Annotated in this window: 25 protein-coding genes and 1 pseudogene; 13 read left to right on the forward strand and 13 right to left on the reverse strand. The window is 72.1% G+C overall.

Annotated elements, in window-relative coordinates:
* Nucleotides 1–67: 67 nt before the first annotated feature.
* The 5 genes from ELQ40_RS04580 (at nt 68) to ELQ40_RS04600 (ending at nt 6,176) form a co-directional block, all read left to right on the forward strand.
* Nucleotides 68–1,009: a carbohydrate ABC transporter permease gene (locus ELQ40_RS04580; RefSeq protein WP_127792626.1), complete on the forward strand. Its 942-nt coding sequence runs from the start codon at nt 68–70 to the stop codon at nt 1,007–1,009.
* 158 nt (nt 1,010–1,167) lie between these two features.
* Entirely contained in the window at nt 1,168–1,980 is an 813-nt protein-coding gene (locus tag ELQ40_RS04585) for a carbohydrate ABC transporter permease (RefSeq protein ID WP_240666092.1), read from the forward strand.
* A 53-nt stretch (nt 1,981–2,033) separates the two neighbouring features.
* Nucleotides 2,034–3,380: a sugar ABC transporter substrate-binding protein gene (locus tag ELQ40_RS04590; protein WP_127792627.1), complete on the forward strand. Its 1,347-nt coding sequence runs from the start codon at nt 2,034–2,036 to the stop codon at nt 3,378–3,380.
* A 104-nt stretch (nt 3,381–3,484) separates the two neighbouring features.
* A complete protein-coding gene (locus tag ELQ40_RS04595; RefSeq protein ID WP_127792628.1) occupies nt 3,485–5,296 on the forward strand; it encodes a beta-galactosidase family protein in 1,812 nt (603 codons plus the stop codon).
* An 88-nt stretch (nt 5,297–5,384) separates the two neighbouring features.
* The gene (locus ELQ40_RS04600) at nt 5,385–6,176 is read left to right on the forward strand and encodes a siderophore-interacting protein (RefSeq protein ID WP_127792629.1); all 792 of its coding nucleotides are present in this window, start codon (nt 5,385–5,387) and stop codon (nt 6,174–6,176) included.
* A gap of 104 nt (nt 6,177–6,280) precedes the next feature.
* Here the strand turns inward: ELQ40_RS04600 and sigJ are convergent, their stop codons facing one another.
* Nucleotides 6,281–7,225: an RNA polymerase sigma factor SigJ gene (gene sigJ / locus ELQ40_RS04605; protein WP_127792630.1), complete on the reverse strand. Its 945-nt coding sequence runs from the start codon at nt 7,223–7,225 to the stop codon at nt 6,281–6,283.
* A 147-nt stretch (nt 7,226–7,372) separates the two neighbouring features.
* On the opposite strand from sigJ, the gene ELQ40_RS04610 reads away from it, so the two are divergent.
* Nucleotides 7,373–8,122 carry an SDR family oxidoreductase gene (locus ELQ40_RS04610; protein WP_127792631.1) on the forward strand — a complete coding sequence of 250 codons (750 nt, stop codon included), beginning with the start codon at nt 7,373–7,375 and terminating at the stop codon, nt 8,120–8,122.
* A 41-nt stretch (nt 8,123–8,163) separates the two neighbouring features.
* On the opposite strand, the gene ELQ40_RS04615 is transcribed toward ELQ40_RS04610, so the two are convergent.
* Both ELQ40_RS04615 and ELQ40_RS04620 read right to left on the reverse strand, forming a co-directional pair.
* Nucleotides 8,164–9,069 (reverse strand): 3-methyladenine DNA glycosylase, encoded by a 906-nt coding sequence (locus ELQ40_RS04615; protein WP_240665938.1) that lies wholly within the window; start codon nt 9,067–9,069, stop codon nt 8,164–8,166.
* A 123-nt stretch (nt 9,070–9,192) separates the two neighbouring features.
* Nucleotides 9,193–9,486, reverse strand: a complete 294-nt coding sequence (locus ELQ40_RS04620) for a DUF4287 domain-containing protein (RefSeq protein WP_127792632.1) — start codon at nt 9,484–9,486, stop codon at nt 9,193–9,195.
* A gap of 78 nt (nt 9,487–9,564) precedes the next feature.
* Between ELQ40_RS04620 and ELQ40_RS04625 the strand changes: the two genes are divergently transcribed.
* Nucleotides 9,565–10,566: a DUF5937 family protein gene (locus ELQ40_RS04625; protein ID WP_127792633.1), complete on the forward strand. Its 1,002-nt coding sequence runs from the start codon at nt 9,565–9,567 to the stop codon at nt 10,564–10,566.
* A 35-nt stretch (nt 10,567–10,601) separates the two neighbouring features.
* Here ELQ40_RS04625 and ELQ40_RS18725 read toward each other — a convergent pair whose 3' ends face one another.
* The 3 genes from ELQ40_RS18725 to ELQ40_RS04635 form a co-directional block, all read right to left on the reverse strand.
* Nucleotides 10,602–10,748, reverse strand: a complete 147-nt coding sequence (locus ELQ40_RS18725; RefSeq protein WP_164863469.1) for a hypothetical protein — start codon at nt 10,746–10,748, stop codon at nt 10,602–10,604.
* A gap of 118 nt (nt 10,749–10,866) precedes the next feature.
* Complete coding sequence (locus ELQ40_RS04630; RefSeq protein WP_164863470.1) at nt 10,867–12,987, reverse strand: acyltransferase family protein; 2,121 nt, start codon at nt 12,985–12,987, stop codon at nt 10,867–10,869.
* Nucleotides 12,988–13,124: 137 nt separating this feature from the next.
* Nucleotides 13,125–14,147, reverse strand: a complete 1,023-nt coding sequence (locus ELQ40_RS04635; protein WP_127792635.1) for a 1-aminocyclopropane-1-carboxylate deaminase — start codon at nt 14,145–14,147, stop codon at nt 13,125–13,127.
* Nucleotides 14,148–14,271: 124 nt separating this feature from the next.
* Between ELQ40_RS04635 and ELQ40_RS04640 the strand changes: the two genes are divergently transcribed.
* Together ELQ40_RS04640 and ELQ40_RS04645 are read left to right on the forward strand one after the other, a co-directional pair.
* Nucleotides 14,272–15,813, forward strand: coding sequence for an ATP-dependent DNA ligase (locus ELQ40_RS04640; RefSeq protein ID WP_127792636.1), 1,542 nt, complete (start codon nt 14,272–14,274; stop codon nt 15,811–15,813).
* A gap of 97 nt (nt 15,814–15,910) precedes the next feature.
* Nucleotides 15,911–16,327, forward strand: coding sequence for a hypothetical protein (locus tag ELQ40_RS04645; RefSeq protein WP_127792637.1), 417 nt, complete (start codon nt 15,911–15,913; stop codon nt 16,325–16,327).
* 84 nt (nt 16,328–16,411) lie between these two features.
* On the opposite strand, the gene ELQ40_RS04650 is transcribed toward ELQ40_RS04645, so the two are convergent.
* The 5 genes from ELQ40_RS04650 to ELQ40_RS04670 form a co-directional block, all read right to left on the reverse strand.
* Nucleotides 16,412–16,729, reverse strand: coding sequence for a hypothetical protein (locus ELQ40_RS04650; RefSeq protein WP_127792638.1), 318 nt, complete (start codon nt 16,727–16,729; stop codon nt 16,412–16,414).
* Between the two features lie 120 nt (nt 16,730–16,849).
* On the reverse strand, nt 16,850–19,201 hold the full coding sequence (locus tag ELQ40_RS04655; RefSeq protein WP_127792639.1) for a LuxR C-terminal-related transcriptional regulator: 2,352 nt from the start codon (nt 19,199–19,201) through the stop codon (nt 16,850–16,852).
* An 11-nt stretch (nt 19,202–19,212) separates the two neighbouring features.
* Nucleotides 19,213–19,506: a hypothetical protein gene (locus ELQ40_RS04660; protein ID WP_127792640.1), complete on the reverse strand. Its 294-nt coding sequence runs from the start codon at nt 19,504–19,506 to the stop codon at nt 19,213–19,215.
* Between the two features lie 27 nt (nt 19,507–19,533).
* Nucleotides 19,534–20,385 carry a class I SAM-dependent methyltransferase gene (locus ELQ40_RS04665; protein ID WP_127792641.1) on the reverse strand — a complete coding sequence of 284 codons (852 nt, stop codon included), beginning with the start codon at nt 20,383–20,385 and terminating at the stop codon, nt 19,534–19,536.
* 91 nt (nt 20,386–20,476) lie between these two features.
* On the reverse strand, nt 20,477–21,463 hold the full coding sequence (locus tag ELQ40_RS04670) for a YafY family protein (RefSeq protein ID WP_127792642.1): 987 nt from the start codon (nt 21,461–21,463) through the stop codon (nt 20,477–20,479).
* A 69-nt stretch (nt 21,464–21,532) separates the two neighbouring features.
* On the opposite strand from ELQ40_RS04670, the gene ELQ40_RS04675 reads away from it, so the two are divergent.
* Nucleotides 21,533–22,696, forward strand: coding sequence for an epoxide hydrolase family protein (locus tag ELQ40_RS04675; RefSeq protein WP_127792643.1), 1,164 nt, complete (start codon nt 21,533–21,535; stop codon nt 22,694–22,696).
* 196 nt (nt 22,697–22,892) lie between these two features.
* Nucleotides 22,893–23,528, forward strand: coding sequence for a histidine phosphatase family protein (locus ELQ40_RS04680; protein ID WP_127792644.1), 636 nt, complete (start codon nt 22,893–22,895; stop codon nt 23,526–23,528).
* 11 nt (nt 23,529–23,539) lie between these two features.
* On the opposite strand, the gene ELQ40_RS04685 is transcribed toward ELQ40_RS04680, so the two are convergent.
* The gene (locus ELQ40_RS04685) at nt 23,540–24,382 is read right to left on the reverse strand and encodes an EI24 domain-containing protein (RefSeq protein ID WP_240665939.1); all 843 of its coding nucleotides are present in this window, start codon (nt 24,380–24,382) and stop codon (nt 23,540–23,542) included.
* 22 nt (nt 24,383–24,404) lie between these two features.
* The gene (locus ELQ40_RS04690; protein ID WP_127792645.1) at nt 24,405–25,154 is read right to left on the reverse strand and encodes a MerR family transcriptional regulator; all 750 of its coding nucleotides are present in this window, start codon (nt 25,152–25,154) and stop codon (nt 24,405–24,407) included.
* Between the two features lie 42 nt (nt 25,155–25,196).
* Here ELQ40_RS04690 and ELQ40_RS04695 point away from each other — a divergent pair.
* Nucleotides 25,197–25,651: pseudogene (locus ELQ40_RS04695) on the forward strand (DUF6194 family protein).
* A complete protein-coding gene (locus ELQ40_RS04700) occupies nt 25,648–26,397 on the forward strand; it encodes a putative immunity protein (RefSeq protein ID WP_370296654.1) in 750 nt (249 codons plus the stop codon). Before ELQ40_RS04695 ends, ELQ40_RS04700 begins: the two are co-directional and overlap by 4 nt.
* The last annotated feature ends 27 nt before the right edge of the window (nt 26,398–26,424 follow it).

The following is a 26,424-nucleotide window of genomic DNA, read 5'->3' on the forward strand; positions in this document are numbered from 1 at the left end:
TTCACGTCAACATGCTACGGTGCCTCCATCGTATGTTGACGTGAACATGCAGGATTGGACCAAACCGATGACAACGACGTCCCCGCCGCCGGCGACTGCGACGCGACTCGCCGCTCCGGCGCCGCGCCCCAGGCGCCTGCGTTCGCGCAGCGAGTGGAAGGGCCTGGCGTTCACCGCCCCCTTCCTCATCGTGTTCCTCCTCGTCTTCATCGCGCCCGTCGCCTACTCGATCTACCTCAGCCTGTTCCGCGAGCAGCTCGTCGGCGGAAACGCGTTCGTCGGCGTCGACAACTACGCGCAGCTGTTCGTCGATCCGCAGTTCTGGGACGGATTCCTGCGGGTCCTGCTGTTCCTGGTCATCCAGGTGCCGATCATGCTCGGCCTCGCGCTCGTCGCCGCGCTCGCCATCGACTCCGCACGGCTGCACGCCACGGGCTTCTTCCGCATCGCGATCTTCCTGCCGTACGCCGTGCCCGCGGTCGTCGCCGTCCTCATGTGGGGCTTCATCTACGGCGACCAGTTCGGCCTCGTCGCGAACCTCAACGACTGGCTCGGGGCATCCGTCTTCGCGCCGTTCGCCCGCGAATGGATCCTGCTGTCGATCGGCAACATCGTCACCTGGGAGTTCGTCGGCTACAACATGCTGATCTTCTACTCCGCGCTCAAGGTGATCCCCGGCGACCTGTACGAGGCGGCCGAGCTCGACGGGGCGGGCCCGTTCCGGGTCGTCCGGGCCATCAAGCTCCCGGCGCTTCGGGGCGCGATCGTCATCGCCACGATCTTCTCGATCATCGGAAGCTTCCAGCTCTTCAACGAGCCGAACATCCTGCGCACGCTCGCCCCCAACATCATCACGACGTTCTTCACCCCGAACATGTACGCCTACAACCTCTCGTTCAGCGGCCAGCAGTACAACGCGTCCGCCACGGTGGCGATCGTCATGGGCGTCATCACCGCGGTGATCGCCTACGTCGTGCAACTCCGCGGCTCGCGGAAGGAGGAGCGATGACCACGACGCTCACCGAGGCGATGACCACGTCGGATGCCTCCGCCCACGCGAGCGAGGACCGCCGCGCCGGGCTCGGCCGCCGCCGGGGCCGGACCGACGGCGCACGCCGCCGCGCCGGTTCGCCGCTGCGCCCCCGCAAGTCGGTCGCGTTCACGATCATGATGGCGATCTTCGCCCTCTACGCACTCGTCCCGCTGCTGTGGCTCGTGATCAACGCCACCAAGACCCAGGCAGGGCTGTTCTCGAGCTTCGGACTCTGGTTCGACGACGAGTTCGTGCTCTTCCAGAACATCTGGGAGACGCTCACGTACCGCGACGGCATCTTCCTGCGCTGGCTCGGCAACACGCTGCTCTACGTCGTCGTCGGCGCGGGCGGTGCGACGCTGCTCGCGACGCTCGCCGGCTACGGGCTCGCCAAGTTCCGCTTCGCCGGCCGCCGCGCGATCTTCGCGGTCGTGCTCGGCGCGATCGCCGTGCCGGGCACCGCGCTCGCCGTGCCGACCTTCCTCATGTTCAGCCAGCTCGGGCTCACGAACACGCCGTGGGCGATCATCATCCCGTCGTTGATCAGCCCGTTCGGCCTGTACCTGATCTGGGTCTACGCCGTCGACTCGGTGCCGACGGAGCTGCTCGAGGCGGCCCGCATGGACGGCGCGGGCGAGTTCCGCACGTTCTTCACGATCTCGATCCGGCTGCTCGCGCCCGGCATCGTCACGGTGCTCCTGTTCACCGTCGTCGCGACCTGGAACAACTACTTCCTCCCGCTGATCATGCTGAGCGACCCCACCTGGTACCCGCTCACGGTCGGCCTCAACCAGTGGAGCGCGCAGGCCTCGGGCGTGAGCGCGCAGCCCATCTACAACCTGGTGATCACGGGGTCCCTCCTCACGATCATCCCCATCGTCGTCGCGTTCCTCGGCCTCCAGCGGTTCTGGCAGTCCGGGCTCAGCGCCGGCAGCGTCAAGCAGTGACGCGCAGCACACCACCCACCACCTGCACAGCACAAGGAAGTGAGAGACACCACATGAGCAGCTCGCGTGCCGCCCTCCGGCGGACCCTGACGATCGCGGCCACCGCGGCCCTCGCGATCGGCGGCCTCGCCGCCTGCAGCCCCTCCGGCGGCGGTTCCGCCGCGGGCGCCGGCGACCCGAAGGACCTCGACGCGGCCCTCGAGGCCGGCGGCGAGCTGACCTACTGGAGCTGGACCCCCAGCGCCGAGGCGCAGGTCGCGGCGTTCGAGGAGGCGTACCCCAACGTCGACGTCGAACTCGTCAACGCCGGCACCAACACCGAGGAGTACACCAAGCTCCAGAACGCGATCAAGGCCGGCTCGGGCGCCCCCGACGTCGTCCAGATCGAGTATTACGCCATCCCGCAGTTCGCGCTGTCGGACTCGCTCGTCGACCTGAGCGAGTACGGGCTCGACGAGCTCGAGGACGACTACAGCGCGTCGACCTGGGGAGCCGTGAACGTCGGCGGCAAGCTCGTCGGCCTGCCGCAGGACTCCGGCCCCATGGCGCTGTTCTACAACAAGACGGTCTTCGACCAGTACGGCATCGCCGTGCCCACCACGTGGGACGAGTACGTCGAGGCGGCCCGCCAGCTCCACGCGGCCGACCCGACGAAGTACATCACCTCCGACACCGGCGACTCCGGCTTCGCGACGAGCATGATCTGGCAGGCCGGCGGCCGCCCCTTCGAAGCCGACGGCACCGACGTGACGATCGACCTCGCCGACGAGGGCACCGCGAAGTGGACCGGCGTGTGGGACCAGCTCATCGCCGAGGGCCTGCTCTCGCCGACGCCCGGCTGGACCGACGAGTGGTACCAGGGCCTCGGCGACGGGTCGATCGCGTCGCTCGTGACCGGCGCCTGGATGCCCGGCGTGCTCGAGTCGAGCGTCGCCGACGCCGCCGGCGACTGGGCGGTCGCGCCGATGCCGACGTACGACGGCACCGCGGTGTCGGCCGAGAACGGCGGCGGCGGCCAGTCCGTCACCAAGCAGTCGGAGAACCCCGCGCTCGCCGCGGCGTTCCTGCGCTGGCTGAACAACGACCCGGCGTCGATCGAGGTCTTCCTCGAGTCCGGCGGCTTCCCGTCGACGACGGCCGACCTCGAGGCCCCCGAGTTCCTCGCGTACGAGTCGGAGTACTTCGGCGGCCAGAAGATCAACGAGGTGCTCGTGCAGGCCTCGAAGGACGTGTCGAGCGGTTGGCAGTACCTGCCCTACCAGGTGTACGCGAACAGCATCTTCGGCGACACCGTCGGCCAGGCCTACGCGAACGGCACGAGCCTCGAAGACGGCCTCGCCGACTGGCAGCAGCAGCTCGTCGACTACGGCAACGAGCAGGGCTTCTCGGTCAACCAGTAGCCGCCTGCGACCACCGTCCCGACGACGGAAGGGGCCGGCCCGAGTCGGCCCCTTCCGCGTCACCGAGCATCGCGTCACCCCACGCGCGTCACCCAGGAGAACCAGTGAGCCGCTTCACGATCGGCGAGACCGACTTCGAACTCGACGGCCGGCCCGTCCGCATCCTCGCGGGTGCCCTCCACTACTTCCGTGTCCACCCCGACCTGTGGGCCGACCGCATCCGCAAGGCGCGCCTGATGGGGCTGAACACCATCGAGACGTACGTCGCCTGGAACCTCCACGAGCCCCGCCGTGGGCAGTGGCGCGCCGACGCCGAGCTCGATCTCGGCCGGTTCCTCGACCTCGTCGCAGCCGAGGGGATGCACGCGATCGTGCGCCCGGGCCCGTACATCTGCGCCGAGTTCGACGGCGGCGGACTGCCGGCGTGGCTCTTCCGCGACCGGGAGGTCGGCATCCGGCGCTCGGAACCCCGCTACGTCGATGCCGTCACCGGCTACCTCCGGCGCGTCTACGAGATCGTCGTGCCGCGGCAGGTCGACGCGGGCGGCCCGGTCGTGCTGGTGCAGATCGAGAACGAGTACGGGGCGTACGGCTCGGACAAGGCGTACCTGCAGCATCTCGTCGACGTCACGCGCGAGGCCGGCGTCACGGTGCCGCTCACCACCATCGACCAGCCGACGCCGGAGATGCTCGCTGCGGGCAGCCTGCCCGGCCTGCACCTCACGGGGTCGTTCGGCTCTCGGGTTCCCGACCGCCTCGCGACCCTGCGCGAGTTCCAGCCGACGGGTCCGCTGGTCTGCATGGAGTTCTGGTGCGGATGGTTCGACGACTGGGGATCGCATCACCACGTGACGGATGCCTCGGCCTCGGCCGCCGAGCTCGACGCGCTGCTCGCGGCCGGCGGCTCGGTCAACATCTACATGTTCCACGGCGGCACGAACTTCGGGCTGACCACGGGCGCGAACGACAAGGGCCGGTACGCCCCGATCACCACGAGCTACGACTACGACGCGCCGCTCGACGAGAGCGGTCACCCGACCGAGAAGTACTTCGCGTTCCGCGAGGTCATCGCGAAGTACGCGCCGGTGCCCGACGAGGTCCCGGGCCTGCGACCGGCCGCCCCGGTGGTGGAGACGCCGCTCGACCCCGGCCCCCGCCTGCTCGAGATCGCCGAGGCGCTCGGCGAGGCATCCGATCATCGCGGGATGCCGACGTTCGACGACCTGGAGCACTACCGCGGCTTCGCGGTCTTCACGACCCGGATCGACCGCGGCGGCCCCGCGACGCTCACGATCGGCGAGGAGGTGCGCGACCGGGCGTGGGTGCTGATCGACGGGTCGCCCGTCGGCGTGCTGGCCCGCGATGCGCACGAACGCGCGATCGTGCTGCCGGACGCATCCGGCGAGCTCGCGATCGTGGTCGAGGACCAGGGGCGCGTCGACTACGGGGTCCGCATCGGCGAGCACAAGGGACTCGTCGGCGGCGTCCACCTCGACGGCGAGGAGCTGACCGGCTGGCGAGTCGTGCCGATCGACCTCGATCGCGTGGTCGAGACGGTCGAACAGGCGCAGGCGGATGCCCCCGCCGCGCTCGCCGGCCGCGGCTGGTGGCCAGGGTCGGCGCCGACCGCGCCGCGCTCGTTCGGGCCGGGTCCGGGTTTCGCGACCGCCACGTTCGACCTCGACGGGCCCGCCGACCTGTTCCTCGACACGCTCGACTGGGGCAAGGGCGTCGTATGGGTCAACGGGTTCCTGCTCGGCCGGTACTGGCGGCGCGGCCCGCAGCGCACGCTCGTCGTGCCGTCGCCCGTGACGCGTGCGGGCGAGAACCGGGTCGTGGTGCTCGAGTTCGAGGCGTTCGCGGATGCCTCGCTGCGCACGCTCGCGCACCCCGAACTCGGGCACACCGAGGTCTGAGGCCGCGCGACCGCGGACCGCGCCAAGTGGAGACATCCGTCCGCAGCAGGTAAGGTGATCCTTACCCGTCGCCCCGAGGAGTCGCCCCATGGCATCCAGCAACATCGTCGTCACCCACGCCGAGACCGGTCTCGTGACCGCCGAGGTCGTCGAGGCCCGGCGGATCTCGCCGAACTTCGTCCGGGTCACGATCGAGGGCGACGAGCTCGCCGCATGGCGCGACCTCGGATTCGACCAGTGGTTCCGCCTCGCCGTGCCGACGAACGACCACAACCGCTTCGACAACCTGTCGGACACGTTCAACACGGCCGCCTACCTCAAGTACCTCACACTGCCGAAGGCGACGCGGCCGGTGATCCGCAACTACACGGTCCGCGAGTTCCGCCGCGAGCAGCGGCGGATGGACATCGACTTCGTCGTGCACGGCGACCACGGCATCGCCGGACCCTGGGCGCAGCGGTTCCCCGTCGGCGACACGGTCGGCCTGATCGACCAGGGCTGCGGGTTCACGCCCAAGGGGGCCGACACGACCGTGCTCGTCGGCGACGAGACCGCGCTGCCGGCCGTCGTGGGCATCCTGCGCGACCTGCCGCGCGAGGCGAGCGGCCACGCGATCATCGAGCTCGCGGACCTCGCCGACCGGCAGGACGTCGCCGCGCCCGACGGGTTCTCGGTGCACTGGCTCGAGCGCGCGAAGGGACAGACGCCGGCCGAAGCGGCGCTCGCCCGGCTGCGCGACCTGCCGGCGTTCGAGGGGTCCGTCGAGGCGTTCGCGGGGGGCGAGTCGAAGCTCGCGACCGGCGCACGGCGTCACCTCGTGGGCGATCGCGGCGTCGCCAAGCAGGCCGTGTCGTTCTGCGGGTACTGGCGCCACCAGTAGGCGCGACCGCAGGGCGCCGCCACCAGACCCCGGCGCGGGCGTCCCATCCGATCAGTGGGGGGAGGATGGGCCGCCCGCCCCGGTGACCGACCGGCGATCGACGTTCACGCGTTCCAGAGCCGGAGCTTGGCCGGGTTGCGCATCGTCCAGATGCGCGTGATGCGCCCGTCCTCCACCTCGAACACCATCACCGTGTCGACGACGCCGCCCTCGGCTGCCACGAGCGCGAGGCCGTCGGCCGTGCCGCGGAGGTCGACCGTCATTCCGGGGCGCTTCGCCACCGTGCCGGCGAGGAACCGCGACACGTGGTCGGGCCCCAGCACCGGCCGTCGGACGGCCGTGGCCAGGCCGCCCCCGTCGCCGTGCAGTTCGACGGCGGGGTCGAGGAGCCCGACGAGCAGGTCGATGCTTCCGCCCGCGGCCGCGGCGAGGAACGCCCGGACGACGCCGTCGTGCTCCTCACGCGATGCCGCGCGCCGTCGGCCCTCGCGCACGTGGCGTCGCGCGGACGACGCGAGCTGCCGGCTCGCGGCGGGCGTCCGGCCGACGGCCTCGGCGATCTCGTCGAACGGCACGGCGAACACGTCGTGCAACACGAACGCGACGCGCTCGGCCGGCGACAGCGACTCGAGCAGCACCAGCACGGCCGCGCTCACCGACTCGTCCAGCGCGGCGCGCTCGAGCGGGTCGTCGCCGCGACCGGCACCTGCTCGCGCCCCGACCGAGTAGCCGAACGTTCCCGCCGCCGACTCCGGGATCGGCTCGGGCAGCCACTCGCCGACGTACCGTTCGCGGCGCGCCCGCGCCGACCCGAGCACGTCCAGGCACACCCGGCTCGCAGCAGTGGTGAGCCACGCGGCGACGTTGTCGACGCCGTCGCGTTCGGCCTGCGGCATCCGGTACCAGCGCAGGTACGTCTCCTGCACGGCGTCCTCGGCGTCGGCGGTCGATCCCAGCATGCGATACGCGAGGCCCAGCAACCGGCCGCGTTCGGCGTCGACCGGGTCCGAGGCACCCGGGTCCGAGGCATCCGGGTCGGCAGGCGTCATCGCTCCAGCTTGGCAGCGTGCGGGGCATCCGTGACGGAATCCGGGCCCGCCGCGACCGAATCGCGGCATCCGCCTGACATTCCGAGCGGCTGCGTCGTCGAACAGGGTGAGGGCGAGCGGATGACTCGCCGCGAAGGGAACCGCATCATGAAGATCGCCGTCGCCGGGGGAACCGGAACGCTCGGCCGCCACGTCGTCGAGATCGCCCGGGAGCGCGGGCACGAGGTCGTGGTGCTGTCGCGGGCCTCGGGCGTCGACCTCGTCGCGGGCACCGGGCTCGCCGCCGCCCTCGCTGGCGTGGAGGTCGTCGTCGACGTGAGCAACGTGTCGACGCTGAAGGCCGCCGAGAGCGAGGTGTTCTTCACGACCGTCACCCGCAACCTGCTGGCTGCCGAGCGCGACGCGGGCGTCGGCCACCACGTCGCCCTGTCGATCGTCGGCGTCGACCGCGCGCCGTACGCGTACTACGCCGGAAAGGTCGCGCAGGAGCGCGCGGTCGAGTCGGGAGACGTGCCGTGGACGATCCTGCGGGCGACGCAGTTCCACGAGTTCGCGGGGCAGATGCTCGAGAACCTCACCGTCGCCGGCATCCACCTCGCCCCGCGGGCGCGCACGCAGCCGATCGCCGCGCACGAGGTCGCGCAGCGCCTGGTCGAGCTCGCCGAGGGGGCGCCCGCCGGCCGCGTGGCGGATCTCGCGGGACCGCGCGAGGAGCAGCTCGACGACATGGTGCGCCGGCTCGTGCGCGCTCGGGCGCTTCGCGGTCCGGTGATCGCCGTGAGCCTGCCCGGCAAGCAGATGGCGGCGATGCGCCGCGGCGAGGCGCTGCCCGGCCGCGATGCGCAGCTTGGCCGGCAGACGTACGAGGAGTGGCTGGGCACCCAGGTCGCGGCCTGACCTCGACCGCGAACGGCCTCTGACCTCGACCGCGAACGGCCTCAGGCGTCGACCGCGAACGCCGCCGCGAGGATGCGCGCGCGCAGCGCATTCGCCCGCTCCGCGAACCCGCGCTGCCGCCGCACGTACTCGGCCTTGCCCTCGGCCGTCTCGATGCGCACGGGGTCGCCGCCCCACGGCTCCATGTCGTACGGTGACGCCTGCATGTCGAGGTACCGGATGTCGCGCGCGAGCTCGAACGCGTCGAGCAGCAGCTCGCCCGGCACGAGCGGGCCGAGCTTCACGACCCACTTGTAGACGTCCATGTTGGCGTGCAGGCATCCGGGCTGCTCGAGCTGCGGCTGCGACTCGCGCGTCGGCGCGAACCGGTTGCGCGGCACCGCCTCAGGGGTGAAGAACCGGAACGCGTCGATGTGCGTGCAGCGCAGGTCGTGCGCGTCGACGACCTCGTCGGTCGCCGCCTGCCCCAGCCGCAACGGCACCGGATGCCGATGCTCGGGCTGGCGATACACCATCGCCCACTCGTGGAGGCCGAAGCATCCGAAGCTCGCAGGTCGTGCAGCGGTGAGGCGGAGCATCCGCTCGATCGCGCCGAGCATCGGCGCCTTCTCCGCACGGATGGCCGCGGGGTCCACCGTCAGCGAGCCGCTCGCCGCGCCGGGGGAGTACCAGCGCCACGCGGCACGCGCGTCGCCGGCGGCCCCGTCGAGGTCGACGCCCGGGCCGGGATGCCACCGGCGCAGCAGGCTCGGCGAGTACGAGTAGTACGTGAAGAGGAAGTCTTCGATCGGATGCCGCTCGCGTCGGGCCGCGCGATCCCGGTGCGCGCGGGTCAGCGCATCGGCGCGCGCCTCGTGCGCGGCCTCGCGCTCGCGCCAGGCCCGCTCGGGCAGCACGATCGCCGTCGCCGGGTCGGCGACGGCGATCGGTGCGGCGGGCGAGGTCATCCCTCGATGGTAGGCGCGGCGCCTGAGCACCTGCCCGTCCGGCCTGAGCGCCGTGCATGAGATTCCGGCCTACGACGCCGTGGAGGCATCCGTAGACCGGAATCTCATGCACGGCGGGAGCGGTCAGAAGCCCGGGGGCTTGGTGGCGGCACCGTCGAGCCAGAGCGTGTCCGACGGGTCGGCGTGCGTGCCGCCCGAGTTCACGTGCTTGGCGTCGATCTTCGGGCCCTTGGTGATGACATGGGCGAGCGCGGCCGCGTGACCGTGGCCCAGGCCGTAGTCCGCCTTGAGCCAGGCGATGATCGGCGTCGTCTTCGTGGACTCGTCGAAGCCCTGTTCGCGGGCGAGGTCGATGAACTGCCGCGGCGTGACCCCGGTCTTCGCCTCGGCGTTGTCGAGATAGGCCTGGAATGACATCGGATGCTCCCGGATTCGGTGGTGGTGGATGTGGTTCCCAGCCTGTCCGGTCGAGGAGTCGGTCGGTACGATTTCGACGTGGATCGAAACATCGTGGAGTTCCGCCTCGCGCCGCACGACGTCTCGGCGATCCGGTTCGGCGTCTCGCCCGGGCACGAACTGTGCCATGCGGTGCGGGTCGTGCAACGCCCGGCGGAGCATCCGCTGCAGTGGGGGTGGCTGCGCCAGGTTCGCGACCGCGTGCCACGCGACGCGTTCGACCTGCTCGCGATGGTGATCGGCCCGGAGGGGTACTTCCCGGACTTCTTCACGACGACGCCGACCTGGGACACGACGCCCGAGGACGAGGCCGCACGCCTGCGGGAGGTGCCGGCCGAGCTCATCCGCGCCGACCTCGCCAAGATGGTGCTCCGCTCCGTCGGCCCGCGGCAGCAGGCGATCGAACGGATGCGCGAGCAGCCTGAACGCGCCCGCGCCCTCATCGCCGACGCGTGGAGCGAGGTCTGGCGCACCATGCTCGACCCGGTCTGGGCCCAGCTCGAGCGCGTGCTGCGCGCCGACATCGCCGTCAGGTCGCGGCGGGCGGCGACCGAGGGCCTCGCGCGCATGATCGGCGCGATGCATCCGCACGTGAGCTGGGGCGACGACGCCGTGCTCGTCGAGATGCGCGCGTTCTCGGAGGTGCTCGACTGCCGCGGTATCGGGCTCGTGCTGGTGCCCTCGGTGTTCGGGTCCCGCGGCTGCGCCGTGCTCACCGAACAGCCGGCGCAGCCCACGCTGTTCTATCCGGCGCTGGGCGTCACCGAACGGTGGGCGCGCGACGCACCGGAGGTCGAGCACGCCCTCGGCGCGCTGCTCGGCCCGACCCGCGCGGCGATCCTGCTCGGCGCCCACGAACCGCGCACGACCTCGCAGGTCGCGGCCGACGCCGAACTCGCGATCTCGACCGCGTCGCACCACCTCACGGTGCTGCGCGATGCCGGGTTCGTGGCATCCGAACGCGACGGAGCCCGGGTGTTCCACGTCCGCACGCCGCTCGGCGAGGCCGTCGTGGGCGCGGCGGTATCGGGGCCGGCGTGACGGGGGGCGCACTTCGCGCTGACGCGTCCTCGCGCTCAGCGCTCGGTCGGTTCCTCGTCGTCGTGGTCGTGCCGCTCGCTCGGTGAGATCGGCAGGCCGCACCGACGGCAGTAGTCGGCCTTGAGCGCATCGAAATGATGGTGCGACACGATGTGCCCGTCGTGGTGCTCGGTCTCGGTCATGTCGCTCCTGTCGCCGGGGTCGGCTGATCCATCGATCCTCTCCCCGACACCTGCTCGGGTCAACCTCGGGGTCGGCAGCGCGACCCGCAGGACCGAGGCTTCGGCGACGACGGGAGCGTCAGCCGGCTGGCCCGCTGCCGCGGTCGAAGAGCGACGGGTGCTGGGTGCGTAGCTGCTGCTCGATGAACCAGGTGAGGCTCTCCACGAACTGCGGCGTGAGGTGGTTGTCGTCGCGGTAGACGACCACGTTCCCCGAGACCGGGCGGCAGCCGCTCGGGGGGCAGATGAGCGGGTTCACGTCGATGAGGCCGACCGAGCCGGCAAGCTCCGCCGCCACCCGGAGCCGCGACGGTGCGTGCGAGCGCGAGCGATCCATCGATTCGGCGCACTCCGCGACCGTTCGGCCCGGGGTCTCCAGACACTCGGGGATACTGTGCCCCGGGAACGTCGGCGTCTCGACGATGGCGACGACGGGTGTTTCGGGGGTCGCGATCGACATGAACGCTTCGGTGTGGGCCTGCGCCGCGATCTGCTCGAAGACGGGATCGCCCGGCGCGAAGTCGTGGCGCGTCGAGTACTCGGCGGCGGACGTGACGATCAACGAAGGCGCCAACTCCCGGAGGAAGGGCGTGACGCGATCGTTCCACGCCTCGCATGCCGGGTAGACCGGATCTCCGTCCACGTACCCGTCGTCGGCCTGCCCGAGTGTCGTGAGCGGACACGACTGCTTGGCGATGACGACGATGCGCCAGCCTTCGCGGGCGCCGATCTCGTCGAGCGCGGGAAGCCATTCAGCGGCGTGGGAGTCGCCGACGAGCGCAACGGTGCGGTCGCCCTCCGGATCTCCGCCGGAGCACGTGGTGATCGACGAATCGGCGACGATGGACATGCACTCCGGAGTGAGTTGCCGTTCGATCTTCTGCAGGCTCAAGGACGTCGGACGGGGCGGGACCGGCCCGTCGGGGACATTCGACGCGTGGAAGTCGGGGTCGAGCAGCCGCGCACCGGGATAGGCGACGGCGTCGAAGTCGGCCTGCGCCGCCTCGGCGCGCACGAGCCCGAACTGCAGGGCACTGCCGGCGAGCACGGTCGAGAGCACCAGCGCGCTCCCGAGCGCGAGGGAGCTCCGGCGGAATCGATCGCGTCGGCGCTGCGGCTCCACGGGCGGGCTCGGATGAAGGAACCGATCCTCCACGTGGCGTTTCGAGAGCACGGCCAGGACGCCCGTCGCTGCGAGAATCATCGCGACCACCCAGAGCGGAAGGGCGGCCGAGCCGGTGAGCGAGATGGCGAACACCACGAGCGGCCAATGCCAGAGGTAGGCGCTGTAGGAGATGTCGCCGACGAACGTGAGCGGCCGCGACCCGAGCACCCGGCCGACCCTCGTCTCGTTCGCGGCGCCCGACGCGATGAGCGCGGCCGTCGCGATCGTCGGGACGAGTGCGACGATCCCCGGGAACGGCATCGTCCCGGTGATCAGCCAAAGGCTCGCGACGAGTGCGACCGCTCCCGTGAGCGCGAGCGCGCCGGCTGTGCGAGGCCCGATCCGCAACCCCGGGAGGACGATCGCGAGCATGGAGCCGATCAGCAGCTCCCAGGCGCGTGTCGCGGTCGAGAGGTACGCCACGTCGGGCTGCACCCTGGACTGCACGACGCCGAACACGAACGAGGCGACGGCGATGACCGAGACCGCGCCGAGGAGCCACGTCCGTGACCGGCCGCCCGTTCGAACGGCGAACCACGCCGCAGCGATCAGCACGAGGGGCAGGACGAGGTAGTACTGCTCCTCCACCGAGAGCGACCAGAAATGCTGGAGCGGGCTGGGCAGCTCACTGGCGTGGAGGTAGTTCACGGAGTTCGCGAGAAGGGCCCAGTTCTGCACGGACACCGAGGCGGCGATGCCCTGCGCGGCGAGCCCGGCCCACGCGGTGGGCGGCATCACCAGGTACGCCACCAGCAGCGTGACCAGGATCACCAGCGTCGCCGCGGGCATCAGCCGTCGAACGCGTCGCCCCCAGAATCGGCGGAGGCGGATCCGGCCGTTCGAGTCGAGTTCGCGTACGAGGGCGCCCGTGATGAGGAACCCCGAGATCACGAAGAACACGTCCACACCGACGAAGCCGCCGGGCAGCCAACTCGGTCGCACGTGGTAGGCGATGACGGCCAGGACCGCGATCGCGCGCAGTCCCTGGATGTCCAGGCGTCTGGGCGCGCGGAGAGCGGGGCGCGTGTCGGGCACTTCGGGCTCGCGTTCGGGTGGGGGGCTACTGCGCCGGGTCGGGGGTGATGTAGATGATATACGGTGCCTGCGTTCGTTGACATCCGGAGGTCATCAGCACGCCCGAGCCCCGCCTCACGGTCAGCGGGGAGAGGTGCTCAATGGTACCGACCGCTGTACGCGTTGATCGCGGGCTGCCCGCCGAGATGCGCGTAGAGCACGTTGGCGTCCTTCGCGATCCGGCCGGTCGCGACGAGGTCGATCAGTCCGGCCATCGACTTGCCCTCGTAGACCGGGTCGAGGATCACGCCCTCGAGGCTCGCCGTGAGCCGCATCGCCTCGTCGGTCGACTCGACGGGGACGCCGTACTCGTCGCCGGCCCACCCCTCCAGCACCGTGATCTCGTCGTCGCGCAGGTCGCGGCCGAGGTCGATGGTCGCCGCCGTGTTCCGGGCGATGCGGGCGACCTGGTCGCGCGTCTCGTCGAGCTTCGCCGAGGCGTCGATGCCGATCACCGTGCGAGGGCGGCCGCCGAAGTGCTCCTGCAGGTCGGCGAATCCGGCGATCATGCCGGCCTGCGTCGACCCGGTGACGGCGCACACCACGATGGTGTCGAAGAACACGCCGAGCTCGGCCTCCTGCGCGGCGACCTCGTGCGCCCAGTTCGCGAATCCGAGTCCGCCGAGCGGGTGGTCGGATGCCCCCGCCGGGATCGCGTAGGGCACTCCGCCGGATGCCTCGACGTCGGCGATCGCCTGCTTCCACGAGTCCCGGAAGCCGATGCTGAAGCCGGCCGAGTCGAGCCGGACGTCGGCGCCCATGAGCCGGGAGAGCAGGATGTTGCCGACCCGGTCGTTGACGGAGTCGGGCCAGTCCACCCAGTGCTCCTGCACGAGCACGGCCTTGAGCCCGAGGTGCGCGGCGACGGCGGCGACCTGCCGGGTGTGGTTCGACTGGACGCCGCCGATCGACACGAGCGTGTCCGCGCCCTTCGCGAGCGCGTCGGGCACGAGGTACTCGAGCTTGCGGGTCTTGTTGCCGCCGAAGGCGAGCCCGCTCGAGACGTCTTCGCGCTTCATCCAGACGCGGGCGCCGCCGAGGTGGGCGCTGAGCCGGTCGACCGGGTGGATCGGGCTCGGCCCGAACGTGAGGCGATGACGGGGGAAGTCGGCGAGGGCCATGGTGCTCCTTCGAGGGTTCGTGCCGGCTGGCGGCATGCAATATATTGCAGCGGGAGAACGGCGATCCGTCAAGTCGGCACCCGGCACCCGTCCCGATGTCGGCGGTCGATGGCAGACTGCCTGGATGCTGCTCGATGAGGTCGTGCGCGTCGCCGACGCCGTCGGCGCCACCAGGTCGCGACTCGCGAAGGTCGACGCACTCGCGGGGCTGCTCGCGCGCCTCGACGAGGCCGAACTGGCACCGGCGATCGGGTTCCTCACCGCGAAGCCCAGGCAGGGCCGGGTCGGCGTCGGATGGCGCGGCTGGGCCTCGGCGGTCGAGGCATCCGGCGCAGCGGCGGCCGAGCCCTCGCTCGAGATCACCGACGTCGACGACCTGCTCGACCGGTTGCAGGCCGCGACCGGCAGCGGGTCGGCCTCGGGGCGGGCCGCACTCCTCGCCGAGCTCACGGGCCGTGCCACCGAGGCCGAGCGCGACTTCCTCGGTCGGGTGATCCTCGGCGAACTGCGCACCGGCGCGCTCGAGGGCGTGCTCGTCGAGGCGATCGCGCGCGCCGCCGAGCAGCCGGCACCCGCCGTGCGCCGGGCGGCCATGCTCACCGGCGACCTGGGCGAGACGGCGCGCCTCGCGCTCGTCGTGGAACCTCGCGAGCCCGGCGCCCTCGCGGGCGTCGGACTCGTGGTCGGCCGCCCCGTGCAGCCCATGCTCGCCGCCACCGCGGCGACGCCGACCGAGGCGGTCGAAGCCGTCGGCGAGGCATCCGTCGAATACAAGCTCGACGGGGCGCGCATCCAGGTGCATCGCGACGGCGACGACATCCGCGTCTTCACCCGCAACCTCGCCGACATCACCACGCGACTGCCCGAGGTCGTCGACGTCGTGCGCGGGTTCCCCGTCGACCGCGTGATCCTCGACGGCGAGACGCTCGCGCTCGACGAGGACGACGCACCGCGCCCGTTCCAGGACACGATGTCGCGGTTCGGCGCCGATTCGGCCCGCGAGGCGCTGCTGCACCCGTGGTTCTTCGACGTGCTCCACGTCGACGGCCGCGACCTGCTCGACGAGCCGCTCTCGGTGCGCCTCGCCGAACTGGCGCGCATCGCGCCCGACCACCGCATCCCCGGCGAGGTCACCGCAGACCCGGCAGAGGCCGAGCGTGTCTCGCGCGACGCGCTCGCCGCCGGCCACGAGGGCGTCGTGGTGAAGGCGATCGACTCGACCTACGCCGCCGGGCGCCGCGGCTCGAGCTGGATCAAGGTGAAGCCCGTGCTCACGTACGACCTTGTCGTGCTCGCGGCCGAGTGGGGGTACGGCCGGCGCACCGGGATGCTCTCCAACCTGCACCTCGGCGCGCGCGATCCCTCGGGCGACTTCGGCGAACCGGGCGGCTTCGTCATGGTCGGCAAGACGTTCAAGGGGCTCACCGACAAGCTCCTCGCCTGGCAGACCGAGCGCTTCCAGGAGCTCGAGATCGCGCGCACGTCCTCGACCGTGCAGATCGCGCCGGTGCTCGTCGTCGAGATCGCGATCGACGGCGTGCAGCGTTCGACTCGCTACCCGGGCGGCGTCGCGCTGCGGTTCGCCCGCGTCAAGGCCTACCGTGACGATAAGCGGCCCGACGAGGCCGACACGATCCAGACGCTGCGCGCGCTGCTGCGCGGATAGGGGCGGTGGCGGTTCGGCGCAACCCCTCCACCCGGCGGTCGCCGCCGTCTAGCGTGGATCTCGCCGTGACCAAGGACCGCAACCGGAGGAGCATCGCATGACCGAGCACGACGGACCCGAGACCACGCGCGGCCGCACGATCGCCCGATGGGCCCTGGCCGCGGGTCTCGTCTTCGCGGGCGTCAGCCACCTGTTCTGGGCGCGGAAGGAGTTCCGGGCCCAGGTGCCGCCGTGGGTCCCGATGGATGCCGACGCGGTCGTCGTCGGTTCCGGCGTCGCCGAGATCGGCCTCGGCGCCGCGCTCGTCGCGCTGCCGAAGGAACGCCGCCGCATCGGCTGGATCGCCGCGGCGTTCTTCGCCGCCGTATTCCCGGGCAACATCGCCCAGTTCACGCAGCACCGCGACGGGTTCGGCCTCGACACCGACGCCAAGCGCGGCGTGCGCCTGCTGTTCCAGCCGCTGCTCGTGTGGCTGGCGATCTGGGCGACGGGGCCGCGCCGCGCGAAGCGCTGAGGCGCCGAACCGCTGGCGGGCCGAGCCGGCGACGAGCGCTCCAGCCGCCGACGTGCTGAGGCGCTGGCGGGCGCGCCGGCCGCCTCAGGGCGTGATCGCGTCGACGAACGCGTGCGCCTCGATCGTGAGGTCGCGCCAGTCGGCCGATCGCGTCTGGGGCACCACCGCCCATTCCCGCATTGGCCTGCCGCGCATGACCATGTGCTCGAGTGCGAGCTCGTCGATGCGCGCGCTCGGGAGCTTCAGCACGAGTTCGCCGTCGGTGCCGACGAAGGCGAACAGCTTGCCGCGCACCCCGAGCCCGTCGGAGCCGAAGAACCGACCGGATTCGACGTCGGGGCGGTCGAGCAGCTCGGTCGCCGCGTCGCGCAGGAGGTCTCGGCCGTGCGCTCGTTCATCCATGGCGTGAGGATACCTCCGGATTCCGACATCCGAGCCCGACATCCGAGCCCGCGATTCACGCCTGCGATTCAGTCCCGCGACTCACGCCCGCGATTCACACCTGCGATGCAGTCCCGCGACTCAATCGACGAGCTCGAGCCCGTCGGGAGCGGCGAGCGCCGCCGGTTCGGCGCCGATCAGGGCCGCCAGCTGCCCGAAGGCGGTTCGAGCGCGGACCGTGTCGCCGCTCGATCGGTACGCGCGCGTCAGCCGAGCGAGCGCTCGGGCCTGCTGCGTGCGGTCGCCGGTGTCGCGGGCCAGGCGCTGCGCCTCCTCGAGGTGCGCGAGTCTCCGTGCCGGCCCCGACCCAGGCCCCGATGGCGGTGACCCGTCGTCGGCCGCGATGAGCAGCGACTGCGTGAGGCAGCGGACGTCGCCGAGCCGGCGGAACGTCTCGGTGAGCTCCTCGGCGCCGAGCGCCGGTTCGGGTGACGCGAGCAGGTGCTGCACCATCGCGGCGTGCGCGAGCTCGTGCAGGTTGCCGACCCTGCCGGCGTAGTCGACGCACTCCGCAGCCCAGGTCGCGGCCTCCTCGGTGCGGATCCCGTGCTCGGCCGCGGTCCGCGCCATCATGCAGCGGGCGTTGTTGACGTGCATCGCGTCTCCGGCGGCCGCGTAGCCGTGCATGGCGGCGGAGAACTGGGCGATCGCTCCCACCGGGTCGTCGAGGGCGGCGCCGCGCAGGGCGATGCCGCGCATCTGGCGGACCGCCGCGAGGCTCCATCCGTCGCCGATCTCGAGCGCGAGTCGCTCGGCGGCATCGAGGTGGGCGAGCGTGCGCTCGCCGTCGTCGCGATAGGCGCCCGCGACGCCTGCGAGGTGCTCGGCGGCCATCCGCATCCGGTCGCCGCCGGGTTCGGTCGCGGCGTCGGCGACGAGCAGCAGTGCCAGCTCGGCGAGTTCCTCGACGAGCGGCACGTCGAGGTAGGAGAGCGCGACGCCCATGGCGAGCAGGTCCTCGGCGCTCGCCTCCGCGCGCAACCGGGGACTGCGGGCGGCCAGCGCGATCGAGTGGACGCTGTCGACATCGGATCCGTACTGCTCGATGCCGACCGACAGCGCAGCCGCGAGGGGCAGCGCGGTCGCATGCTCGGCGGCGAGCGCCCAGCGCAGGGCTGCGTTGACCTCGGGGCAGAGCCGCGCCGACATCTGCAGCGCCTCCTCGCTGTCGTCGGTCCGGGCTCGTCCGACGAAGACCTCGGCGATCTCCGTGTGGTACCGGGCGTGCCGTTCGAGCACCTCGCGGATGACGGCGGGCTCGGTTCGGGCGCGCACGAACTCCCGCATGACGGCGAGCAGGCGGAACCGGGCAGGGCTGCCGCCCATCGGCACGATGAGGGAGTGGTCGACCAGTCGCAGGAGGGTTCCCTCGGTGCCGGGCCGGGTCGCCGCCGTCGCGAGGTCGACGTCGAACGTGCGAGGCAGCGCCGCGAGACGGCAGAGGATGTCCCGCGAGTCGTCGTCCAGCAGGTCCCAGGTCCATTCGAACGCCGTCTCCAGCGTGCGGTGCCGGCCCGACGGCGTCGCGCGGTCGAGGGTCGTGAAGTCCCGATCCAGGCGAGCCGCGAGCTCCGCGAGCGAGAGGTGACGGGCGACCGACGCCGCGAGCTCGATCGCGAGCGGCAGGCCGTCGAGCCGTGAACAGACCTCCTGGGCGAGTTCTCGATCGCCGGCCTGCGGATCGCGGCCCCATCGATCGAGCCGGTCGAGGAACATGCGCACGCCCGGCGCCTCCGGGCCGTCGCAGTCGAGCGGGCCGACCTGGAGCACCGATTCCTCCGGTGCGCCGATCGGGGTCCGCGAGGTCGTGACGATCCGCAGGTCGGGGGCGGCGGCGAGCAGCACGGCGGCGGCACGGGCGACGGACTCGCCGACGCGGTCGACGTTGTCGAGCACGAGCAGGTACGGATGCGTCGAGAGCGCGACCGCGCATCGCTCGAGTGGATCGGTGCCGCGGGCGGACTCGACGTCGATCGCCCGGGCGATGCGCGCCGCGACGTCGTCGGGGCCGGCGTGCTCGAGTTCGACGACGACGGGGACCCGCTCCCCGGCGTCGCGCGCGTGCTCGAGCGCGAGTCGGGTCTTGCCCACGCCGCCGGGGCCGGCGATGGTGACGAGGCGATGCCGATCGAGGCGCCGCCCGAGTTCGGCGAGGTCGGCGGTTCGACCGACGAAGCTGGTCGCGGGCACCCGGATCGCGACGCCCCGCAGTTCGGCCGACGCGTCGATGAGTCCGGCGCGGGAGTCGGCGCCGAGCTTCCGGCGCAGCGACGCGATGTGGCTCTCGACGGTGCGCACGGAGATGAACAGCTCCGAGGCGATCTCGGAGTTGTTCAGCCGCCGCTCGATCGCGGCCAGCACGGCCCGCTCCCGCGGCGTCAATGCCTGACCCGGCACGCCGACCAGTCTAGGGCCGGTGTGCCGGGTGGGCATCTGGGCGATCGTCACCCGATCGGTCGCGCGTGCACGCCGACGAGCGGCGCTCCCGGCACCGCACCGCCGGTGCCGGCGGGGCGCCCTCCGCGATCGCGCGCCGCGATGCGGCCCAGGATCGCGGCGAGCCGCGAGGGCAGGTGCTGGCGGATGCCGCGCGCCGCGCCGGCGTCGACCCAGCCGGCGGTCGCGTCGCGCTCCTCCGCGAGGCGCTCGAGCACGACGCGTCGCTGCTCGAGGGCGGCGGCCAGCGAGTCCTCGTGCGAGCGCACGAGGTGCGGGAACTGGTGTTCGTGGACGTACATGTCGGGTTCCTTCCGAGTGGGTCGCCGTCAGCGGCGACGAGCGGTGAGGAGCAGGTACTCCCACCGCATGACGCCGTCGTCGGCGCCGTGGGCCCGCGCGTTGTCGACCAGCGCGGCGTCGAGTGCCGCGACCTGCTCCGGGTCGTCGGCGATGCGCGAGTAGACCGCGATGGTGGGGCCGTAGTGGGTCTTGAAGTAGTCGCGGAATGCCTCGGCCGTCGCGAAGCGATCGACGAGGATCGTGTCGCGGCGGGCGACGACGTCGTCGACGCGGTCGCCGAGGAGCTCCCGCACGTGCGCCTCGTCGCCCCATCGGGGAGCGGGCTGCGCTCCGGGCGGGGGCGGCGGAGCGTACGGCTTCATGACGCCGAACATCTGCCCGATGAACCCTTCAGGCGTCCAGCTGAGCAGGCCGATCCGGCCGTCGCGGCGCACGACGCGCACGAGCTCGTCGGCGGCGCGCTCGTGGTGCGGCGCGAACATGATGCCGACGCACGAGGTCGCGACGTCGAACGACGCGTCGTCGAACGGGAGCGCCTCGGCGTCGGCCTCGCGCCATTCGAGCTCGGCGCCGGCCTCGGTGGCGAGGCGCCTGCCGGTCTCGAACAGCTCTGGCGCGAGGTCGGAGGCGACGACCGTCGCGCCGCGCAGCGCAGCCGGGATCGCGACGTTCCCGCTGCCGGCCGCGATGTCGAGCACGCGCTCGCCGGGTCGGGGATCGACCGCGTCGACGACGCGGCGCCCGAGGTCCCAGATCAGGTCGGAGGCGAGCGTCGGGTAGTCCCCGGACGCCCACATGCTGCGGTGCTTCGCCTTGAGGGCGAGGTCGGCCTCGGCGTCGACGCCGGTGGTCGCCGCTCGGGTCTGGAGGTCGGTCATCTGGTTCTCCTTCTGCATCACGGATGTCCCGTGCTGCCAAGGGTGCTCGCCCGGCCCCCGGCCGGCATCCGTGCTGCGCACGGAGATTTCCTCAGTGTCCACCCGGGGCGGCCGCGGCGGCTGCGGCGGCCGCGACCCGCAGGTACCGCTCGCCGATGGTGCGCAGCAACGGCACCAGCTCGGCCGGCGAGTCCACCGTGAAGTCCATGTTGAGCATGCCGATGTAGGCGGCGATCGTGTCGAGGCTGTCGGCGCCGGTGACGAGCACGCACTCGGTCGCCGAGACCGCCTCGACGGCGCCGACCGCGGGATTGATACGGTCGAGCACGGATTGCGCGGATGCCGCGATGCGCAGCCGCGCGTGCACGTTCCACCCGGTGGTGGCGACGCGGCGCATCATGAAGGCGGTCAGTTCGTCGGATGCCACGACGACCGGTTCGAACCGGCGCCGGGTGGGGGGCTTCGGCTCGAGCCCGTCGACGCGCCAGACGTCCCACGCGCCCGATTCGGCGATACGGCCGACGAGGTACCAGCGCCGCTGCCATGACAGCAGGCGGTACGGCTCGACCGCCCACGCACGCCCGCCCGACTCGAAGCGCACCCGTTCGGCATCGCCGATCGCGGTTGCGAGCTGCCGGAGCACCGCGGGGTCGACCTCGGGGTCGGGGGCATCCGTGCCGGTGTTCTCGGGAGCGCGCTCGACGGCCTGGCCGAGCGCATCGACGCTCGCTCGCAGTCGAGCCGGCAGCACCTGCTCGAGCTTGACGAGCGCCCGCCGGCCGGCGGCTTCGACTCCGGCGAGCCCGGCTGCCGTGCGCAGTCCGACGGCGACCGCGACGGCCTCGTCGTCGTCGAGCATGAGCGGCGGCATCCGCCCGCCCGCGCCCAGCCGATACGCGCCGGCGGCTCCGCGGGTCGCGTGCACCGGGTAGTCGAGCGCGCGGAGCGCCTCGATGTCGTTGCGGACGGTGCGGGTCGTCACGTCGAATCGCTCGGCGAGTTCGCGGCCCGACCACTCCGGCCGGGACTGCAGCAGGCCGAGGATCGAGAGCCGACGTGCGGCGGTGTCGAGCGCCATGGAAGGCCTCCGAACGAGTTTCGGAATATAGGAATTGAGCATTCCTATATCGACCGTAACGTGAGGGTCATGAACAGCGCAACCGCCACCGTGACCGACATCCGCCCGTTCCGCGTCGACATCGCCCAGGCCGACGTCGACGACCTCCGCGACCGTCTCGCGCGCACCCGGCTCCCGCAGCCGGCCCCAGGCGACGACTGGTCGACCGGCACCCCGAACAGCTACCTCCGTGACGCCGTCGAAGCGTGGAAGGCGTTCGACTGGCGTGCCGCCGAGGCCCGCATCAACGAGTTCGAGCACTTCATGACCGAGATCGACGGCCAGCCGATCCACTTCATGCACGTGCGCTCCCCGCACCCGGACGCGACCCCGCTGCTGCTCGCGCACACCTACCCGGGATCGGCCGTCGACTACCTCGACGTCATCGGGCCGCTGGTCGACCCGGTCGCGTACGGCGGCCGCGCCGAGGACGCGTTCGACGTCGTGGTGCCGGATGCCCCGGGCTTCGGCTTCTCGCAGCCGCTCGCCTCGTCGGGCTGGACCACGGCCCGCGTCGCCGCGGCCTACGACGCGCTCATGCGGCGGCTCGGCTACGAGCGGTACGGCGTCCACGGCTCCGACAACGGCGCGCTCGTCGCGCGGGACCTCGGCGTGCTCGCGCCCGAGGGCCTGATCGGCCTGCACGTGCTGCAGCTGTTCTCGTTCCCGTCGGGCGACCCGACCGAGTTCGAGCGGCTCGAACCGCAGGACTACGCCGGCCTCGAGCACATGCAGTGGTTCCAGTCCGTCGGCGGGTACAACACGATGAACGCCTCGCGGCCGCACACCGTCGCCGTCGGCCTCAGCGACTCGCCGATCGGGCTGCTGGCGTACAGCGAGCTGTTCGAGTCGTTCGGCAACGGCACGGCGCTCGTCACGATGGACCAGCTCCTCACCGAGGTCAGCGTCAACTGGTTCCAGAACGCCGCCGCAGGCATGAGCCAGGCGTACCTCGAGAACGCGCGGGAGGCCGCGGCCGCGGAGGCCGCCGGCGAGCAGCCGGCCGTGAACGCGTCGCCGACGGGTGTCGCGGTGTTCGCCGCCGACTTCCAGACGATCAAGGTCTTCGCCGAGCGCGACAACTCGAACATCGTGCACTGGAGCCGGTTCGAGGAGGGCGGCCACTACGCCGCGCTCGAGCGGCCCGGCGACGTCGCCGGGGACATCCGGGCGTTCTTCGCCTCGCTGCGCTGAGCCGGGCCGGGCGGCGAGGCATCCCGAGAAATTCAGGAGATCCGGGGTCATGGGGCGCCTCCCGCCCACATGACCCCGGATCTCCTGAACTCTGCGCATCCGGAGTTGCGCCGGTCACCCCACCGCCGCCTGCCCCACCACCGCACCAGCACCCCCACCCAGCGCCCGCCCAGCCCACCCGCCCTAGGCTGGAGCGATGGTCATCGCCCTCATCCGTCATGGTCAGACCGACTGGAACCGCGAACTCCGCATGCAGGGTCGCACCGACATCCCGCTCAACCGGACCGGGCGCGAGCAGGCGCGCACCGCTGCCGCCGCGCTCGCCGCGGGCGGTTGGGACCTGGTCGTGAGCTCGCCGCTCGGACGGGCCCGCGAGACGGCCGGGATCCTCGCGGACGAGCTGGGCATCGAGCTCGGCGGCACGTTCGAGGGACTCATCGAGCAGGAGTTCGGCGACGCCGAGGGCGTTCCGGTCGCCGAGATCCGCGAGCGCTGGCCGGCGCGCGACATCCCGGGCATGGAGCCCGACGCCGACGTCGCCCGCCGCGGCGTCGCCGTGCTCACGGCGATCGCCGAGCAGCACCCCGGCCGCCGAGTGCTGGCGGTCGCGCACGGCACGCTCATCCGCCGCACCCTCGCCGCGCTCTCGGGCCACGACCCCGAGCACTACCCGCGGCTCGACAACCTCTCGAGCTCGGAGGTCCGCCCGGGGTCGGCATCCGGCGACGAGGCGGCATGGTTTGTCCACACCGTCGGCGGGGTCGCGTTCGACGAGCTCGTCATCGACCTCGACGCCCGCGCGGCGGGAACGCCGGTCGAACTCGCGGGCTGACTCGTCGCGCGTCAGCCTGCCGAGGGACCCGGCGTCCCCGAATCGGCCGCCGGGGCCGGAGGCGGCGCCGCGCCCGGCCCGGCATCCGGCGCGGCACCCGGCCCGGCATCGGCCCCTGGACCGGATGCCCCGTCGAGCAGCCGTCGCGCGAGCACGGTCGCCCCGGCCACGGCCGCGGGCATCGTCGCGATCGCGCCGAGGGGGACGAGGAAGCACAGCTGCGTCGCGACGCCGAATCCGAGCACACGCCACCGCTGCGAGCGGATGAGCGCTCGGCGCTCGGCGCTCGGGATCCCGCGCGATTCGAACGCGCGGGTCATGAGCTCGCGCGCGAGCAGGTTGCCCGTCAGCACGACGCCCAGCACCGCGCCGACGACGCCCCCGACGACGGGGATGAGCCCGAGCAGCGCGGCCGCGATCGCGACCAGGATGCCCAGCGCGATGAGCTCGAGCGCGTCGACGACCGTGCGCCAGAACCCCGACCCGGTCTCGGGGACGTCGCCGCCGAGGTCCTCCTCGACCGCCCTCCAGATCTGCTCGTAGAACGGATCGCCGATGACGAGCGTGATCGCGGTGAACGCGATCGCCGAGAGCACCGCGGCCGCGCCGAATGCGACGACGCTCACCGAGATGCGGAACAGGTTGCGCCATGCCTCCTGCCAGCCGTCGGCGAACGGCGTCGCCCAGTCGACGAGTCCCGGCAGCGCGAGTCCGAGGCCGATCAGCGCGGCCACGAGCAGCACGAACGCGATCGCGGCGGGGACGAGCCCGAGCACGAGGTATCCGGGTTCGCGACGGAAGTACCCGAACCCCTTCGCGAGGACGCCGAATCCGGCCGCGAACTCCTTCACCACCGGATCAGGATAGGGCGCGCGCTCACGTCGTGAGCAGCCGGTGCAGGTCTCCGGATGCCTCGAGCAGTGCGACGCTGCGTCGGGTCAGGGCGTCGAGGCGCTCGTCGAGGAGGCGCCGAGCCTCCGTGGTGAGGCCCCGATCGCGCAGGTCGTCGAGCACCCGGGCGATCGGCGGCAGGCCGTATCCGCCCTCGCGCAGTGCGGCGACGATCCTCGCCTCGGCGATCGCCCGGGCGTCGTACCGACGGGCGCGGGTCGCGGTCGTCCGGCCGGGCGAGACGAGGCCTTCGCGTTCCCAGTGGCGCAGCGCGGAGGTCCGCACGCCGAGCGCGCCGGCGAGCTCGCCGATCGACATCGCATCGCGGTCCTCGAACGCGGCGCCGGAACGTGCGTCGGCACCGGTGTCGGCGAGCACGGCATCCAGGCCGATGCGAGCCCGGCGCACGCGCGCACGCTCAGCGGCGATCACGACGTGGAGTCCGTCGATGTGCTCGGCGGCCTCGGCGACGGGCGCCGACCGCAGTCCGGGCATGAGGTGTCGGGCGGCCACGGGCCCGATCGCGGCCGCGAGCGCGCGGTAGGCGCGCAGCGCCACGAGGTGCTCCTCCCGGTAGCGGCGGTAGCCGTTCGCGCCGCGCTCGGCCGCGGGCAGCACGCCGAGGCGTTCGAGGTCGCGGACCTGCTGCGTCGAGTATCCGACCGCGCGCCCGAGGCCCGAGGTGGTGGTCGAGATGCCGACTTGAGGCTTCCGCCCGTTGTCGCCCGTGATCATCGGCATGAGTCCACATAAGCACGCGAATGTCACGATCGAGGCATGAACCGACGCAACCTGGACATCGATCGGATCGTCGCGGCCGTCCGCGCGTTCGACGGAGCGCTCGTCGTGATTCCGGACGAGGGCGGACCGTTCCCCGAGATCGCGTGGGGCGACGCGTTCTTCTTCCACGCACCCGACGGCGTGATGCCCGAGCGCACGCAGCCGTACGGCACCATCGTCACGAAGGACTATCCGGATGACTCGGCGTCGCGGCTGGACGAACCGGGCCGGTTCCGTGTCAACGTCCACGTCGGCCGTGATGCCGCGGCGCGGCTGGTGCAGGACGGCGCGGACCCGGCCGAGCCCGATGTGTTCGTCCGCCACCCGCTGTACGACGACAGGGCTGGATCTCGGTCGTGGATCCCGGCCCGCGCACCGCCGACGCCGTGATCGACCTGCTCCGCGACGCGCACGAGGCGGCGAGGCGCCGTGCGGCCAGGAGGGACCGGTGACCTCGCGCCCCCGCTCGCCCCAGACGTTGGACGAGCCCGATCGTCGCCTGGTCGCGGCCTGGGCGGCGGACTGCGCCGAGCGGGTGCTGCACCTGTTCGAGGCCGAGGCGCCGGCCGACGGGCGACCGAGGGATGCGATCGCGCGGGCGAGGGCATTTGCGCGAGGCGAACTGGGTGCGGCCGAGGAGATCCGACGCCGCTTCGTCGCGGGTCGCGCGGCGAACACGGTGCGCGCACCGGCGGCGGTCGCCGCCGCCCGCGCCGCTGCACAGGCTGCCGGGGTCGCGCACATGGGCGCGCACGCGCTCGGCGCCGCGGCCTACGCGGTGCGGGCGGTGGAGCTTGCGGCAGCGGCATCCCAGCGGCCGGCCGAGCCGGACGCCGCCGCGCCGGACCCGACGGCGCTGGACCCGGCGGCAGCAGCCGCGGCGGAGCTCGCGTGGCAGGTCGCGCAGCTGACCCCGGACACCGCAGCGGCCGTGCGCCGGTTGCCCGCGGTCGGCGAAGACACCGCGGGCCCGCTCGGCAGCGGCCTGCTCGCCGCGGGACGCGTCGGCGAGATCATCCGCGACCTCCAGACCCGCATCGCGAGCCATCTACCTCATCCGAGTCATCCGAGTCATCCGATTCATCCGCACCCGTTCGGACGATCTGGATTCAGGAGATCGGAGGCTGATCAGGACCGAATCGGGGCATCCGTCCTGAGCAGCTTCCGTTCTCCTGAAACGAGGTGGCCGTCGGCTTGACGCCGGCGCCGGCGTGGTGGTCGCATG

The sequence above is a fragment of the Agromyces sp. LHK192 genome, assembly GCF_004006235.1.
Taxonomy (GTDB): Bacteria; Actinomycetota; Actinomycetes; order Actinomycetales; family Microbacteriaceae; genus Agromyces.

Excerpts from the sequence above, each read along its gene's own strand:
- ELQ40_RS04675 (WP_127792643.1), top strand. The coding sequence starts at position 21,533 with ATGAACAGCGCAACCGCCACCGTGACCGACATCCGCCCGTTCCGCGTC.
- ELQ40_RS04580 (WP_127792626.1), top strand. The coding sequence starts at position 68 with ATGACAACGACGTCCCCGCCGCCGGCGACTGCGACGCGACTCGCCGCT.
- ELQ40_RS04590 (WP_127792627.1), top strand. The coding sequence starts at position 2,034 with ATGAGCAGCTCGCGTGCCGCCCTCCGGCGGACCCTGACGATCGCGGCC.
- sigJ (WP_127792630.1), bottom strand. The coding sequence starts at position 7,225 with ATGACGCCTGCCGACCCGGATGCCTCGGACCCGGGTGCCTCGGACCCG.
- ELQ40_RS04620 (WP_127792632.1), bottom strand. The coding sequence starts at position 9,486 with ATGTCATTCCAGGCCTATCTCGACAACGCCGAGGCGAAGACCGGGGTC.
- ELQ40_RS18725 (WP_164863469.1), bottom strand. The coding sequence starts at position 10,748 with ATGACCGAGACCGAGCACCACGACGGGCACATCGTGTCGCACCATCAT.
- ELQ40_RS04610 (WP_127792631.1), top strand. The coding sequence starts at position 7,373 with ATGAAGATCGCCGTCGCCGGGGGAACCGGAACGCTCGGCCGCCACGTC.
- ELQ40_RS04645 (WP_127792637.1), top strand. The coding sequence starts at position 15,911 with ATGACCGAGCACGACGGACCCGAGACCACGCGCGGCCGCACGATCGCC.
- ELQ40_RS04680 (WP_127792644.1), top strand. The coding sequence starts at position 22,893 with ATGGTCATCGCCCTCATCCGTCATGGTCAGACCGACTGGAACCGCGAA.
- ELQ40_RS04655 (WP_127792639.1), bottom strand. The coding sequence starts at position 19,201 with ATGCCCACCCGGCACACCGGCCCTAGACTGGTCGGCGTGCCGGGTCAG.
- ELQ40_RS04635 (WP_127792635.1), bottom strand. The coding sequence starts at position 14,147 with ATGGCCCTCGCCGACTTCCCCCGTCATCGCCTCACGTTCGGGCCGAGC.
- ELQ40_RS04670 (WP_127792642.1), bottom strand. The coding sequence starts at position 21,463 with ATGGCGCTCGACACCGCCGCACGTCGGCTCTCGATCCTCGGCCTGCTG.
- ELQ40_RS04640 (WP_127792636.1), top strand. The coding sequence starts at position 14,272 with ATGCTGCTCGATGAGGTCGTGCGCGTCGCCGACGCCGTCGGCGCCACC.
- ELQ40_RS04665 (WP_127792641.1), bottom strand. The coding sequence starts at position 20,385 with ATGACCGACCTCCAGACCCGAGCGGCGACCACCGGCGTCGACGCCGAG.
- ELQ40_RS04650 (WP_127792638.1), bottom strand. The coding sequence starts at position 16,729 with ATGGATGAACGAGCGCACGGCCGAGACCTCCTGCGCGACGCGGCGACC.
- ELQ40_RS04660 (WP_127792640.1), bottom strand. The coding sequence starts at position 19,506 with ATGTACGTCCACGAACACCAGTTCCCGCACCTCGTGCGCTCGCACGAG.
- ELQ40_RS04585 (WP_240666092.1), top strand. The coding sequence starts at position 1,168 with ATGATGGCGATCTTCGCCCTCTACGCACTCGTCCCGCTGCTGTGGCTC.
- ELQ40_RS04600 (WP_127792629.1), top strand. The coding sequence starts at position 5,385 with ATGGCATCCAGCAACATCGTCGTCACCCACGCCGAGACCGGTCTCGTG.
- ELQ40_RS04690 (WP_127792645.1), bottom strand. The coding sequence starts at position 25,154 with ATGATCACGGGCGACAACGGGCGGAAGCCTCAAGTCGGCATCTCGACC.
- ELQ40_RS04615 (WP_240665938.1), bottom strand. The coding sequence starts at position 9,069 with ATGACCTCGCCCGCCGCACCGATCGCCGTCGCCGACCCGGCGACGGCG.